Source organism: Desulfomicrobium baculatum DSM 4028, assembly GCF_000023225.1.
Classification (GTDB): domain Bacteria; phylum Desulfobacterota; class Desulfovibrionia; order Desulfovibrionales; family Desulfomicrobiaceae; genus Desulfomicrobium; species Desulfomicrobium baculatum.
On sequence record NC_013173.1, the window covers coordinates 3,928,662 to 3,942,657 of the forward strand.

Here is a 13,996-nt window from a genome sequence, read left to right on the forward strand (position 1 = left end):
GGCAACGAAAAAGCCCCCGTTTTTGCGGGGGCTTTTTCGTTGCCAGGACAAGACGTCGAGATCACCAGATCCGGCGGACCTTGACCCCTTTGTCCGCCATGTAGTTCTTCAGGTCCGTGACCGTGTATTCGCCGTAGTGCACGATGGAGGCGATGAGCGCGGCCGAGGCCCGGCCCGTGGTCACGGCGTCGACCATGTGTTGGGGGTTGCCGGCCCCGCCAGAGGCGATGACCGGGATGCGCACGTTGTCGGTGATGAGCCGGGTCAGGGTCAGTTCGTAACCGTCCTTGGTGCCGTCGGCGTCGATGGAGTTGATGCACAGTTCCCCCGCGCCCAGTCGCTCCACTTCCTTGGCCCACCACAGGGCGTCGATGCCCATGTGCTTGCGGCCGCCGTGGATGACGATCTCGTAGCCGGACGGGATGTTCTCGCTCCTCGGCACGCGCAACACGTCCATGCCCACGACGATGCACTGGGAACCAAAAGCCGCCGCGCCCTCGGAGATGATATGCGGAGTCTTCACCGCGGCCGAGTTGACGGAGATCTTCTCCGCTCCGGCCAGGAGCACCTCGCGCATGTCGGCCACGGTGGAGATGCCGCCACCCACGGAAAAGGGGATGAAGATCTGGGAGGCCACGGCCTCCACGACCTTGAGCATGATGCCCCTGCCTTCGTGGGAAGCGGTGATGTCGTAGAAGACGATCTCGTCCGCCCCTTCCTCGTAATAGCGGCGGGCCGTTTCCACGGGATCGCCGATGTCGACGTTGCCTTCGAACTTGATGCCCTTGGTCAGCTTGCCGTTCCTGACATCGAGGCAGGGGATGATGCGTTTACTGAGCATTGGCTGTCTCCCTGCAGTATTCGTAGAAATTGGAGAGCATCTTAAGGCCCGGGCGCCCGCTTTTTTCCGGATGGAACTGGGCAGACCACAGCCCGTCGCGGCCATGCACGGAGCAGAACTCCTTGCCGTAATATGTCGTGGCGATGACATACTCCGGGGCCGGGCTTGGGTAGTAGCTGTGCACGAAATAGAATTCGCTTTCCGGAGAGATGCCGCTGAAAAGGGGGCATTCTTGCTTCAGGCTCACGGTGTTCCAGCCCATGTGCGGGATGTTGATGGGCGCGCCGTCCTCTTCGGTCAGATCCGGGGTGAACACGTCGCAGCTGCCCGGGATGAGGCCCAGGGTCTTCGTGTCATTCTCCGGGCTGTATTCGAGCAGGATCTGGCAGCCCAGGCAAATGCCCAGGAGCGGTTTTCCGGCGGCTATTTCCCGGGCCATGACGTCGTGCAGGCCGGACTGATGCAGGTTGGCCATGGCCGAACCGGCCGCGCCGACACCGGGGAAGATGAGGCCCTGGCAGCCTGCGATGGTGTTCGCGTCGGCAGTGATGGTGCAGGGGATGGAAAGATAATCGAGGGCGCGCTTGACACTGGTCAGATTGCCGGCCTTGTAGTCAAGGATGGCTAGCATGGGGAGCTCCTGTCGCATGGGGTGATGATAAAGCAGGCACTCTAGCCAAAGACATCGCAAAAACCAAGGCCCGGATGCCCCGCTTTTTCAAAACAGTTGTGATCTGAAGCCATGGGAATAGCTCGTGTCTCCCTGCCTGGCGTCTTGCCGAGGCAGGGGTTTCGGGCTAGGGGCGGGTGAAGAAGATCTGAAGGGGGATTTATGATCATCATTACCGGCGGCGCGGGTTTCATCGGCAGCGCCATGGTCTGGGAATTGAACCAGCAGGGGTACAGGGATATCGTCGTGGTCGACAATCTGGCTTCCACGAACAAATGGCGCAACCTGGTCGGGCTGGCCTATCATCGGTATATTCAAAAAGACAACTTCCTGGATTTGCTCAACACCAGATATATGGAAGGTCGGATCGAGGCCGTGATTCATCTTGGAGCCTGCTCCGCGACCACGGAAGCGGACTGCGATTATCTCATCCGCAACAACTTGGAATATTCCAAGGCCATGTGCCGCTTCGCCCAGGAGCGCAACGCCCGTTTCATCTACGCCAGTTCCGCTGCGACCTACGGGGACGGCAGCCGCGGATTCGACGACTCGGACGAGGCCATGGAGGGTCTACACCCTTTGAACATGTACGGCTATTCCAAACACCTGTTCGATCTCTGGCTCAAGGGTGACGGACTGCTGAACAAGATGGCCGGGCTCAAGTTCTTCAATGTCTTCGGTCCCAACGAATACCACAAGGACGACATGCGCTCCGTGATCTGCAAGGCTTTCACCCAGATCCGGCAGACGGGAAAATTGAAACTCTTCAAATCCTATCGCAAGGAATACGCCGATGGCGAGCAGCGCCGGGATTTCGTCTATATCAAGGATTGCGTGAAGGTCATCGACTGGCTGATCAAGAACCCGGAGGTGGGCGGCATCTTCAACGTGGGCACGGGCCAGGCCCGGACATGGAACGATCTGGCGCGAGGCGTTTTCACGGCCATGGGCCGGGAACCGCAGATCGAATACGTGGACATGCCGGACACCCTGCGCGGCAAGTACCAGTACTACACCTGCGCCGACCTGACCAAGCTCTCGGGCCACGGCTGCGACGTGGATTTCAGGCCGCTTGAGGACGGGGTCACGGACTATGTGCAAAATTATCTGATGCACGGGTATTCACACCTGACGTCACGGTACTGACCTTCGCCCCGGCCTCAACGCAAGACAGGCGGCCCGGAGTTTTCCGGGCCGCCTGTCTTGCGTTGATGGCTGTGTTTTGATTTCGGCTGATGTGCAGGGTTTTGAGTTTCGTGCGGCTGCTCAGGCACTTTTCCGGTGCCATGAAGGTGCATCCACAATGCCCAGCAGCGCGTCTATGGACAGATCTTCGTCGAGCAGGGGCCAGTGGATTCCGTAACCCGAGGGCGAAACCTCGAAAGTGTCGCGTTCCCGTGGAGAGGCGTTGGCCAATAAAGGAGAAATGGCCTTGAGGGCGAATTTTTTGTGCTCTCCATCGATACGCAGCAGCAGATTGTCCGTTTCGAAGCGGATATCATCAACGACGTGTTTTTTCATTTCTCCCACCTTGGAAAAGTTCCCACTGTTTTTCAATATATTCAAAGTGTTCGAATATTATTTTGCGGATAACCCTTTTTTCGGCGCGCGTGACATTGAAGGAAAAAGCCTCTTCAATGTCAAATGATTGCGTGTTGAGCCAGAACTTGCATTCCATATCCCCTTTTCGACAATGAATGTGAATCGGCTCGCTTCCTTCGTTGGCATAAAAGAAAAGTCGCCAGCCAAGGAGGAGAAGGACTGTCGGCATGGGCATCTCATTTGTTACAAATTTTTCATAACATAACCCTGACTTCTGCATTGGGCAAGTATGCTCCTCGATCACAACTCAAGGAAAGGCCCCGTGACCGAGCCGGGGTTTTGTTTCAGTTCCTCCGGGGTGCCTTCGGCCACGATGATGCCTCCGTTTTCGCCTCCGCCGGGGCCGAGGTCGATGACGTGGTCAGCCGCCGCGACCACGTCCAGGTTGTGCTCGATGACGATGACCGAGGCTCCTTTGTCGACCAGGGTGTGCAGTACGCTGATGAGTTTGCCGACCTCGTGCATGTGCAAGCCCGTGGTCGGTTCGTCCAGAATATAGAGGGTGCCGGGCAGGCTCCTCTTGCCCAGTTCGCGCGAGATCTTGATGCGCTGGGCCTCGCCGCCGGACAGGGTCGTGGCGGGCTGGCCCAGGCGGATGTATTCCAGTCCCACCTCCTCCAGCACCCCGAGCTTGCGTTCCAGGGCCGGGTGGTTGGCGAAGAATTGCCGTGCCTGTCTCACGGTCATGTCCAGCACGTCGGCGATGGACTTGTCGCGGTACAGGATATCGAGGGTCTCGCGGTTGTAGCGCTTGCCCCCGCAGACCTCGCAGGTCACGAACACGTCGGGCAGAAAATGCATCTCGACCCGGATCTGCCCGTCGCCCTGGCAGGCCTCGCAGCGGCCGCCGCGCACGTTGAAGCTGAATCTTCCGACATTGTAGCCGCGCTTTTTGGCGTCTTTGCTGCCGGCGAAAATGGCCCGGATTTCATCGAAGATCTTGGTGTAGGTGGCCGGGTTGGAGCGAGGGGTGCGGCCGATGGGGCTTTGGTCGATGGAGATGATTTTTTCCACGGCCCCTGCACCCTCGATGCCGCCAATGGTGCCGGGGCTGTCCACCTTGAGGCCCTGGGCCAGGGCCAGATGCTTGTAGAGGGAGTCCATGACCAGTGAGCTTTTGCCCGAGCCGGAGACTCCGGTGATGCAGACCAGGGAGCCCAAGGGAAAGCGGGCGTCGATGCCGCGCAGGTTGTTGGTGGTCACGCCGCTCAGGGTGATGGCCCGGTCCGAGGTCCTGCGCTGGGCGGGCCGGGCGATGCGCAGTTCGCCGCGCAGGTATTTACCGGTCAGGCTTTTGGAGACGGTCACCAGATCATGGGGCGTTCCGGCGAAGACCAGCTCTCCGCCCAGAAAACCCGAGCCGGGACCAAGCTCCAGCACATGGTCGGCGGCGCGGATGGTCGGCTCGTCGTGCTCGACCACGAGCACGGTGTTGCCGCGCCCCTGGAGCTGGCGCAGGGTGTTTATGAGGCGCTGGTTGTCGCGCGGGTGCAGACCGATGCTGGGCTCATCCAGGACGTAGGTCACCCCGACCAGGCCCGAGCCAAGCTGCCCGGCCAGACGGATGCGCTGGGCCTCGCCGCCGGACAGGGTAGACATGTTGCGGGCCAGGTTGATGTAGTCGAGCCCCACGTTGGCCAGGAATTCCAGGCGGTGGCAGAGCTCTTTCAAGAGCGGGGTGCTGATTTCCACATTGACGCCGGAAAAGTTCAGGCCTTGCAGCCAGGCGAGGGCGCGGGTGATGGGCAGCGAGCAGAAGTCGAAGATGCTGAGTCCTTCGATGCGCACCGCCAGGGACTCTGGTCGCAGGCGCGCGCCCTGGCAGGACGGGCAGTTCATGGTCTGGCGGTAGCGGGCCAGTTCGTCGCGCCAGATGTGGCCGAGACCGCCGCCCTGTTCGAGAAAATGGATCACTCCCGGCCACCTGTCGTCGCCGTGGAACAGGGCCTGCCGGGCATCAAGGCCGAAGTTCTGTAGCGGCGTGTCCAGGGTGAAGCCGTGTTTGAGCCCCAGTTCCCTCAGGTCATGGGCGTAGCGGTCGAAAGCCCGGCCCTTCCAGGGCAGGATCGCCCCCTGTCGCAGGGACAGACCACCATTGGGCGCGAGCAGCATGGGCTCATAGTACTCGACGGCACCCAGGCCCGAGCAGTGCGGGCAGGCTCCCTGCGGGCTGTTGAACGAGAAAAGTTGAGGACTGGGTTTGGGAAGGCTTAGGCTGCATCTGGGGCAGACGGCGTCGGTGGAGAAGAAGATGTCCTCGCCGCCGATGATGGAGACGACGATCCGTCCCTCGCCGCTTTTCAGGCCGAGCTCCACGGAATCGGCCAGGCGCTTGCGCATGTCGGGCTTCAAAACCAGGCGGTCCACGACCAGATCGATGCTGTGCTTCAGGTTTTTGCCCAGCTCCGGGACCGGATCAAGGTTCGTCACCTCGCCGTTGATCCTGGCGCGAACAAAGCCCTGGGTCTTGAGCTTCTTGAAGAGATCCGCGTGGGTGCCCTTCTTGTGGTCGACCAGGGGCGCCAGGATCATGAATTTTGTCCCTTCCGGCAGGCCAAGGATGCGTTCCATGATCTCGTCGCTGCTCTGGGCCGCGATGGGTACCCCGCAGTCGGGGCAGCAGGGCGTGCCGAGGCGGGCGTAGAAGACGCGCAGAAAATCGTAGATTTCCGTGACTGTGGCCACGGTGGAGCGCGGGTTTTTGGACAGGGTCTGCTGTTCCAGGGAGATGGCCGGGGTCAGACCCTCGATGAGGTCGATGTCCGGCTTGTCCATTTGCGGCAGGAACTGGCGGGCGTAGGCGGACAGCGATTCGACATAGCGCCGCTGGCCTTCGGCGTAGACGATGTCGAAGGCCAGGGTGGATTTGCCCGAACCCGAGGGGCCGCAGACCACGACCAGCTTGTCGCGGGGGATGTCCAGGGTCAGGTTCTTGAGATTATGCTGACGCGCGCCGGCGATATGTATGACTTTGGTGTCCATGAAGTCTCTGTTGCGTACGGTTGAAGGATGATATTTGACGGATGCTTCTTATAACCATATGAGAATGGCTGACAAGTGGCAGTGAAAATGCAAGATGATCAGTGTTGTATTACGGAGACAGTGATGAAAATTTCGCTTGGTGCAAAGACGCTGGCCCAGCCAGCGCCGTTGTGGATTGTCGGGTCTTATGATGAAGACGGCAGAGCCAACGCCATGGCTGCGGCCTGGGGTGGGATATGCTGTTCCAAACCGCCGTGTATCACAGTCTCCTTGCGTGAAGAGCGTCACAGCTATGCGTCCATTCTCGCCCGTCGTGCGTTCACCATCAGTGTGCCTTCGATCAGATTCGCGGCGCAGGCCGATTATTTCGGCATTGCATCGGGAAAAGACGTGGACAAGTTCGCGGCCACGGGGCTGACCCCGGTGCGGTCGGAGCTGGTCGATGCCCCCTATGTGGGAGAATTTCCTCTGGTGCTCGAGTGCGCCTTGCTGCGCACCGTGGAGCTCGGCATGCATATCCAGTTCATCGGAGAAATCGTCGATGTCAAGGCGGAGGAGGACGTTCTCGACGAGAAGGGCTATCCTGACGCAGCCAAGGTCAGGCCGCTCATCTTCACCCCCGTGACCAGGGCCTATCACACCGTGGGCGAGTATGTGGGCCAGGCTTTCGAGATCGGACGTTCCTTCGGGGAAAAGAGTTAGCAATCAACACGAATGGGTCGGGTCATGAGCGTTCAGCACGAAAATTTCTTTTGTTCGCACGATGTCGTCACGTCCCTCCTCAAGGCGGGGGTTCCGGCCAATTCCAAATGGGGGGCGCTCATTCTCTACATGCGCTCCCTTTCGGAGTACGATTTCCTTTCCGCCGAACAGAAACGACAGATGCAGGCCCTGGTCATGGGCGTCGTGCGGGATGGGGATTTTTCCGAAAAGAAATTCAAGGAAATAGTGCGCAGCAAGGAGCAGATTCTCTACCAGCCCTGGAACAAGAAGCTGGAGGAGACGTTTCGCGAGACCGTGGTCCTCATTGAGCATGTGCGCTCCCAGAACCTTTTGCGGACCAAGGAGGTCCGCGATCTGCGGGAGACGACCATCAGCACGGTGACGGACCAGAACGCCCTGGAGGACATTGTCCTTGGGATCAAGGCGGCTTTCGAGAAGGTGCTTACGCACATGGAGCAGGACACACGGGATCTGGTCGAGATGAGCTACACGGACTCCCTGACCAAACTCAGCAACCGCCGGGCCTTTGACCGCTACTACCAGACGACCCTGGTCGAATACATGGTCACGGGCAATCCCATGAGCCTCATGTTTCTCGACATCGACCATTTCAAGGACTTCAACGATTCCTACGGGCATCGTATCGGGGATCAGGCCCTGGTCACCGTGGCCAGCAAGCTGACAGGCTACGCGCAAAAATACGGCACCGTCCCCAACCGCAGCTTTTTTCCCGCCCGCTTCGGCGGAGAAGAGTTCGTGGTCGTTTTGCCTGGGGTTGGACTTGGCGAGGCCGCGGAAGACGCCGAGAATCTGCGCACCATCATCGAGGACTACAATTTCATCATCCGCGACCACAACGGCCAGGTGCTGCAGAAGGGTATCAAGATCACCGTGTCCATCGGCGTGGCCGAATTGAAAAAGGATTGGGCCGACGAGGCCGGAGCGCGGCTCCTCGACGAAGCGGACAAGGCCATGTACCGGGCCAAGGGGCGCGGGCGGAACCGGGTCTGCACCATGAACGAGCGCTGAACGCCGACAAGCGGATCCGCCGTGGAAGAGCTCTCCTTGCCGGGGAGCTTTTTTTTTTGAGCATGCTGTGGATGCGGCGGTTCCGCCTTTCAGAGGCTTGCCGCGAGGATGATACGCAGTCGAGCGGAGTAGTCGTGTTCCGCCACGATGTGTTCCTGCCAGGCCCGGCGCAGCTCTTCCTTCTCACCCGGGTCGGCGGCGAGAGAGCGCAGGAGCTTTGCCGCTTCGCTTGGCGAGGCGAAAGTCACCGCCCGGGCCAGTTCCTGCGGGAATATTTTCATGCCGGGCGTGTCGTCCGTGAGCAGGAAGCCGCCGCAGGCCCAGACGTCGAAGTGGCGTTGGGTCAGGCCGTGGGGCAGGAGCAGGCTGGTCAGGTTCAGGGAAAAGGACGCCCTGCGATATATCTCGGCCAGCCCCGCATAGTAATCCACGGGGGGCAGGATTTTGGCGCCGGGCAGCAGGGTTTGCCAGTGTTCGTCGCCGACGATCGTCAGGTCGGTCTCTTTTGCAAGCGCGGCGAGGCACGCTTGCCGCCATGCGGCCGAGGCCGTTTCCGCGCCCAGGCCGAGAACTCGGACCTCGTTTCCCGGCCACAGCGCATGATCGGGAAGTTTTGCGCGCCACCAGCCGAAATGCGCTTCGCGTCCGGGCAAGCGAGCGGCCTCTTCGGCCAGTTCGCGTGGCACGCGGCAGGCCGCGAAAAAGCGATCCCGGTCCGGAAAGGCCGAACGGCCGACAAAGGTCAGGTCCTCTCCCGTCGGACAGGGGGGGCCGGGGGGGAAGAAGCGCCTGCTCGCGGCCAGGGGCAGGTGCCGTGCGTCGGCCCCCAGGGCGCACAAGGGCTCCACGAACCAGTCGTCGGTGACGAAGAGGGGCAGGTTTTTCCAGAGCTGGTTTTTCTGGTTTGTGAGCAGGTGCAGGGGGTTGTCCACGCACCAGACGGCTATGGGCACTCCGGCCGCCTGCAAGAGGGCCTGGTTTTCCCCGTACGGGTCCAGGCCGTGGAAGTTGACGCTCAGGAAGAGGCCTGGTCGCTCCTGATCAAGCAGACGGCAGAGCTCCTGTTGTGCAAGGTTTGCGGGCAGAAGCCGGGAGGTATAGCCGAGGTCTTTTGCCGCATGGACCAGTTCCGGGATGATGAGGGTATTCTCAGGTCCGGGCAGCCAGAGGCTCTTGGCGGGCGGAGTCTGCGGGAGCGGGCGAAGCCTGGCCAGCAGGGGCGCGAAAATGGACGGAAAGAGGCGGCTTGCCGGGGTGTAGTGCAACACGCGCATGCCGGGCAGGAGGTCGCGTGCCTGCGCGAGAGTGACGTCGTGCCACTCGGGCGGGATGGCCGAGTGCCATGAGCCTGGCATCTGTCCGTCGATTTCGGGCACGCGCAACAGGAACACGCGGTTCGCTTTGCCGGTGTGCCGCGCGCAGAGTCCAGGTTCGGGACCGGGACAGGTGATGAGCAGATCCGCGCCTTCGCCGTAAAGATGAAAACATTGCTCTCCTGCGGGGAGCGATGTAGAAATCCCCAGTTCGTTTTTCAACTTTACACGTATGGGTCTGGCTGGCATGAAGGCGCTCGCTTGGGTGGTCGGGATGCTGCCCCGGTCATAAAAAGCATGAAACAATACCGCGATTACTATTTCAAAAAGGCCAAGCAGGACAATTATCCTGCCCGCTCCGTATACAAGCTTCAGGAAATGGACAAGGCGCACAAGCTCTTGCGCCAGGGCCAGAAAGTGCTTGATCTCGGCGCCTGCCCCGGTTCCTGGACTCTTTACGCCGCCGAACGCGTCGGCGCGGAAGGCCGGGTGCTGGGTATCGACCTGAACATGCCGGATACCCGTTTTCCGGAACAGGTGACCTTTTTGCAGGAAGACATCTTTGCCCGCACTCCTCTTTTTCTCGGGCACCTGCAGGCGCTTGCCCCTTTCGACGTAGTCATGAGCGACATGGCCCCGAAGACCACGGGCTCCAAATTCACCGATCAGGCCCGCTCCATCCAACTGGTGGAGGCGGCCTTTGGCGTGGCCGAGGAATGGCTGGCTTCCGGCGGCACGTTCATCGCCAAGGTCTTCGAAGGTCCGGATGTGCAGCCTTTTGTGCAGTCTCTTAAAGTCCGTTTCGCCAAGGTCGGCATGTTCAAGCCCAAGAGCAGCCGGGCGGAGAGCAAGGAAATATTCATCCTGGGTTTGGGTTTTGTTCCCGCGGCCAGCGAGGCCCCGCCCGCATAACTTTTTTTGGAGGATTGTATGGCAGGACATAGTAAATGGAAGAATATCCAGCACCGCAAGGGACGGCAGGATCTGAAGCGCGGCAAGATGTTCACCAAGGTCACCAAGGAGATCATTCTGGCGGCCAAGGGCGGCGGCGATCCGGACATGAACGCCCGCCTGCGCGCGGCCATTGATGCCGCCAAGGCCGTGAACCTGCCCAAGGACAAGATCGATACGGCCATCAAGAAAGGCACGGGTGAGCTGGCTTCCGAGGCGCTCGAAGAAATCATGTACGAAGGATACGCTCCCGGCGGCGTGGCCATTCTCATCGAGGCGGTCACGGACAACAGGAACCGCACCGTGGCCGAAGTGCGTCACATCCTGAGCAAGAACGGCGGCTCCATGGGCGCGGCCGGTTGCGTAGCCTGGATGTTCGACACCAAGGGCGTCTTCGCCTTCGACAAGGAAAAATACACCGAGGATCAGCTGCTGGAAGCAGGGCTTGAAGGCGGCGTCGAGGATGTGCTCGATGACGACGATTCCTGGCAGGTGCTCTGCGCGGCCGAGGATTTCCACACCGCCAGAAGCGCTTTCGAGGCCGCGGGCATCGAGATCATGAGCTCCGGGCTGAACCGCATTCCGCAGAACACCGTGGCCGTGGATGTCGACACCGGCCGCAAGGTCATGAAGCTTTATGATGCCCTGGACGACAACGACGACGTTCAGAACGTGTACGCCAACTTCGAGCTGCCGACAGAACTCCTGGCGGAGATGTAACCCGGCCGCATGGCGATGGAGCGCATCATCCTGGGCGTGGACCCCGGGTCACGCTGCATGGGTTACGGCCTTGTACGTGAGCGATCCGGGGTTTTGTCCCTGGTCGAGGCGGGCGTGGTGCGACCGGGCGAAGAGGCCATGAGCGCCCGTCTGGGCCTCATGTACACGCGTATCTCGGAGCTGCTGCATGCACATTCTCCACACGCGGTCGCGGTGGAGAATGTTTTTTTTGCCCGCAACTCGGCCTCGGCCCTCAAGCTCGGCCAGGCCCGGGGCGCTGTGCTCGCAGCCTGCGGCGTGCACGGGGCCGAGGTCTTCGGCTACGAGCCCACCCTGGTCAAGAAATCCCTGGTTGGAGCGGGCCGGGCGGAGAAGAGCCAGGTCTCTTTCATGGTCGGACAGCTGCTGGGGGTTAAGCCCGATTGGGCCGAGGATGCCGGCGACGCCCTGGCCCTGGCCATTTGCCATCTGAATCACTCCCGTTTCCTGGCTGCCGTGGCCGCTGGTCAAAACGGGGCAACTCGTCTATAGCTCCTCTCCATGATTGCCTATCTTGAAGGAACGGTCCTGCGCCGCGATGAAGAGTCCTGTGTCCTGCTCACCGCAGGGGGCGTGGGCTATCAGCTCCACTTGACCTCGGACGGGTTGGCCGCCCTGCCCGGCGCCGGTGATACGGCCCGGCTTTTCGTCCATACCCTGGTCCGCGAGGACGCCTTGACCCTCTTCGCTTTTTCCTCCTGGGAAGAGCGGCAGGCCTTCGTGACCCTGCTCGGCGCGCCCAAGCTCGGTCCCAAGACGGCCCTGGCCATGCTTGGATGCTATTCCCCGGCGGAACTTGCAGCCTGCATCGCCAAGGAAGACGTGGCCGCCCTGAGCCGTGTGCCCGGAATCGGCGCCAAGACGGCCAAACGGCTGCTCCTGGACCTGAAGGACAAGCTTGTTTCTTCTCCAAGCCTGCTTCCCGGCCGCACCGCTCCGGCGCCCACGGCTTCGGCGGATTGCGCGGCGGCGCTCGTGTCCCTGGGATACGGGCGGCATGAAGTGGACGAGGTGGTGCGGGTGGTGTTCGAAAAAGAGCCCGATCTGGACGCGGGCAGCGCCATCCGGCAGGCTCTGAAGATTTTTGCTTCCAAATAGTATGATTCAAAACCCCATCGAAGAGCACATCCGTCCGCGCACCCTGGACGATTTCATCGGCCAGGAAGATGTCCGCGGCAACCTGAAGATCTATCTGCAGGCGGCCAAGGAACGGGGCCAGCAGCTGGATCATTGCCTGCTCTACGGCAATCCGGGCCTGGGCAAGACCACCCTGGCCCAGATCATGGCCAGCGAACTGGGCGTGAACCTGGTCTCCACTTCCGGGCCGGTATTGGAACGCAGCGGAGATCTGGCCGCCATCCTGACCAGCCTGAACCGGCACGACCTGCTCTTCATCGACGAGATCCACCGCATGCCGCCCGTGGTCGAAGAAATTCTCTACCCCGGAATGGAGGATTTCAAGCTCGACCTCATTGTCGGACAGGGGCCAGGGGCACGTACGGTCAAGATCGAGCTGGAGCCCTTCACCCTGGTTGGGGCCACGACCCGCATCGGGTTGTTGACCTCTCCGTTGAGAGACCGTTTCGGGGTCATCTGCCGTCTGGAGTTCTACAATCCGCAGGAGCTTTCTCTGATCGTGACCCGCGCGGCCCGCATCCTGGGACTGCAGATCAGCGCCGACGGGGCGCTTGAGATAGGCAAACGCTCACGGGGCACGCCGCGCATCGCCAACCGGTTGCTGCGCCGTGTGGCCGACTACGCCCAGGTGGCCGGGAGCGCGGTCATCGACGCGGAGGTGGCGGCCAAGGGCCTTGACATCATGGATGTGGATTCGCGTGGCCTGGACATGATGGACCGCAAGATCCTGGAATGCATCATCGATCATTTCGGCGGCGGGCCCGTGGGCGTGAAGACCATTGCGGCGGCCTGCTCCGAAGAGGTGCGGACCATCGAGGACATCTACGAACCCTACCTGATCCAGTGCGGTTTTTTGAAGCGCACCCCCCGGGGCCGGGTGGTCACGCCCAAAGCCTACCAGCACATCGACGGCGGGCTGAAGCTGCGCGGCGAATAGGCCGGAACGCCTTTTTGGCGGCAAGGAAAATGCCCCGGTGACCGGTCTTGTCCGGCACCATTTTTGACCTGTCATCACTTCAGTCCAGCGAGGAGCCATGAAAGTTATTGATCCGTGTTTTTCCTTCATGCACCTGCCCGACGGCGAGTTTGTCCTGAGCCACCTCGAACTGGCGGCCCGGACCTGTTACAAATCCGAAGACAAATCCAGCCCGGATTCGGCCCGCAAGCTTCTCTCCCGCATCGTGCGTCTGGGCCATGACAGTGTTTTGGAGCACATCAGCGTTACAGTTCGTATCGTCTGCGACAGGGGCGTGACCCATGAACTGGTCCGCCACCGTCTGTGCGCCTTTTCGCAGGAAAGCACCCGCTACGCCAACTACGCCCAGGACAAGTTCGGTCGCGAGATCACGGTGATCCGTCCATTTTTCTGGGCCGAGGATGACGCCCGTTACGCATTGTGGCTGTCCGCCATGCAGGCTTGCGAGGACGCCTATCTGCGTCTGGTCGATGCCGGGGCCACGGCACAGGAGGCCAGAAGCGTCCTGCCCAACAGCCTCAAGACCGAGATCGTGACTACGGCCAACATCCGGGAGTGGCGACACATTTTCAAGTTGCGTTGCGACAAGGCTGCCCACCCCCAGATGCGCCAGGTCATGCTCCCGCTGATGAGCGCATTTCAGCAACGCATTCCCCTGCTTTTCGACGATCTGGGAGAGCGTTTTGCCGAGGCCCTCGCCGAACTGGACTCCCAGGGTGCCGCCGCCCGCTTGTACTGAAATTTTTACGCACTTAAGGTATCGTTAAGGGCATGTTCAAGAAACGTGCCCTTTTTTTGTTGTGGTATGTGAGGAATTGTCCGACAGGATCGTAGGATGGCTCGGAAACAAGCCCTAGGAAGAGCAAATCCCCTTTTTGCCTTTCTGTTGCAGGAAATTCGGAGCGTTCTCATCTATTTTTTTGGCCGACCCGGGATTTTTTCAGAGTCAAGGGCATAATGACCTTGGTCCGTAATTAATATTTTATACTAATATTTGAGTATACTATATTTAA

The 13,996-nt window shown here is 60.6% G+C and carries 15 protein-coding genes; 9 read left to right on the forward strand and 6 right to left on the reverse strand.

All coding sequences use genetic code 11. The annotated features are described in order from the left end of the window. Nucleotides 1–61 precede the first annotated feature (61 nt). A complete protein-coding gene (gene hisF / locus DBAC_RS17425) occupies nucleotides 62–841 on the reverse strand; it encodes an imidazole glycerol phosphate synthase subunit HisF (RefSeq protein ID WP_015775639.1) in 780 nt (259 codons plus the stop codon). Further along, the gene (gene hisH, locus DBAC_RS17430) at nucleotides 831–1,472 is read right to left on the reverse strand and encodes an imidazole glycerol phosphate synthase subunit HisH (protein ID WP_015775640.1); all 642 of its coding nucleotides are present in this window, start codon (nucleotides 1,470–1,472) and stop codon (nucleotides 831–833) included. The genes hisF and hisH overlap by 11 nt, the downstream gene beginning before the upstream one ends. 201 nt (nucleotides 1,473–1,673) lie before the next feature. On the opposite strand from hisH, the gene rfaD reads away from it, so the two are divergent. Next, nucleotides 1,674–2,657 carry an ADP-glyceromanno-heptose 6-epimerase gene (gene rfaD / locus DBAC_RS17435; RefSeq protein WP_015775641.1) on the forward strand — a complete coding sequence of 328 codons (984 nt, stop codon included), beginning with the start codon at nucleotides 1,674–1,676 and terminating at the stop codon, nucleotides 2,655–2,657. A gap of 120 nt (nucleotides 2,658–2,777) precedes the next feature. Here rfaD and DBAC_RS17440 read toward each other — a convergent pair whose 3' ends face one another. The 3 genes from DBAC_RS17440 to uvrA all read right to left on the reverse strand — a co-directional run bounded on the left by DBAC_RS17440 (nucleotide 2,778) and on the right by uvrA (nucleotide 6,095). Continuing rightward, on the reverse strand, nucleotides 2,778–3,032 hold the full coding sequence (locus DBAC_RS17440; protein ID WP_015775642.1) for a DUF2442 domain-containing protein: 255 nt from the start codon (nucleotides 3,030–3,032) through the stop codon (nucleotides 2,778–2,780). Further along, entirely contained in the window at nucleotides 3,013–3,282 is a 270-nt protein-coding gene (locus DBAC_RS18645) for a DUF4160 domain-containing protein (protein ID WP_143890991.1), read from the reverse strand. The genes DBAC_RS17440 and DBAC_RS18645 overlap by 20 nt, the downstream gene beginning before the upstream one ends. Nucleotides 3,283–3,353: 71 nt before the next feature. Continuing rightward, nucleotides 3,354–6,095, reverse strand: coding sequence for an excinuclease ABC subunit UvrA (uvrA, locus tag DBAC_RS17445; RefSeq protein WP_015775644.1), 2,742 nt, complete (start codon nucleotides 6,093–6,095; stop codon nucleotides 3,354–3,356). Nucleotides 6,096–6,218: 123 nt separating this feature from the next. On the opposite strand from uvrA, the gene DBAC_RS17450 reads away from it, so the two are divergent. Both DBAC_RS17450 and DBAC_RS17455 read left to right on the forward strand, forming a co-directional pair. Beyond that, nucleotides 6,219–6,797, forward strand: a complete 579-nt coding sequence (locus DBAC_RS17450) for a flavin reductase family protein (protein ID WP_015775645.1) — start codon at nucleotides 6,219–6,221, stop codon at nucleotides 6,795–6,797. Nucleotides 6,798–6,821: 24 nt separating this feature from the next. Next, entirely contained in the window at nucleotides 6,822–7,847 is a 1,026-nt protein-coding gene (locus DBAC_RS17455) for a GGDEF domain-containing protein (protein ID WP_050762125.1), read from the forward strand. A gap of 89 nt (nucleotides 7,848–7,936) precedes the next feature. Here the strand turns inward: DBAC_RS17455 and DBAC_RS17460 are convergent, their stop codons facing one another. Next, a complete protein-coding gene (locus DBAC_RS17460; protein ID WP_015775647.1) occupies nucleotides 7,937–9,409 on the reverse strand; it encodes a glycosyltransferase family protein in 1,473 nt (490 codons plus the stop codon). Between the two features lie 48 nt (nucleotides 9,410–9,457). Here DBAC_RS17460 and DBAC_RS17465 point away from each other — a divergent pair, with 48 nt between their 5' ends. From DBAC_RS17465 to thyX, 6 genes are all read left to right on the forward strand, one after another. Next, nucleotides 9,458–10,072 carry an RlmE family RNA methyltransferase gene (locus tag DBAC_RS17465; RefSeq protein WP_015775648.1) on the forward strand — a complete coding sequence of 205 codons (615 nt, stop codon included), beginning with the start codon at nucleotides 9,458–9,460 and terminating at the stop codon, nucleotides 10,070–10,072. An 18-nt stretch (nucleotides 10,073–10,090) separates the two neighbouring features. After that, nucleotides 10,091–10,831 (forward strand): YebC/PmpR family DNA-binding transcriptional regulator, encoded by a 741-nt coding sequence (locus DBAC_RS17470; protein ID WP_015775649.1) that lies wholly within the window; start codon nucleotides 10,091–10,093, stop codon nucleotides 10,829–10,831. Between the two features lie 9 nt (nucleotides 10,832–10,840). After that, nucleotides 10,841–11,362, forward strand: coding sequence for a crossover junction endodeoxyribonuclease RuvC (gene ruvC / locus DBAC_RS17475; protein WP_015775650.1), 522 nt, complete (start codon nucleotides 10,841–10,843; stop codon nucleotides 11,360–11,362). Between the two features lie 9 nt (nucleotides 11,363–11,371). After that, a complete protein-coding gene (gene ruvA, locus DBAC_RS17480; RefSeq protein ID WP_015775651.1) occupies nucleotides 11,372–11,968 on the forward strand; it encodes a Holliday junction branch migration protein RuvA in 597 nt (198 codons plus the stop codon). A 1-nt stretch (nucleotide 11,969) separates the two neighbouring features. Further along, nucleotides 11,970–12,944 (forward strand): Holliday junction branch migration DNA helicase RuvB, encoded by a 975-nt coding sequence (ruvB, locus tag DBAC_RS17485; protein ID WP_015775652.1) that lies wholly within the window; start codon nucleotides 11,970–11,972, stop codon nucleotides 12,942–12,944. 97 nt (nucleotides 12,945–13,041) lie between these two features. Further along, complete coding sequence (gene thyX, locus DBAC_RS17490; RefSeq protein ID WP_015775653.1) at nucleotides 13,042–13,722, forward strand: FAD-dependent thymidylate synthase; 681 nt, start codon at nucleotides 13,042–13,044, stop codon at nucleotides 13,720–13,722. The last annotated feature ends 274 nt before the right edge of the window (nucleotides 13,723–13,996 follow it).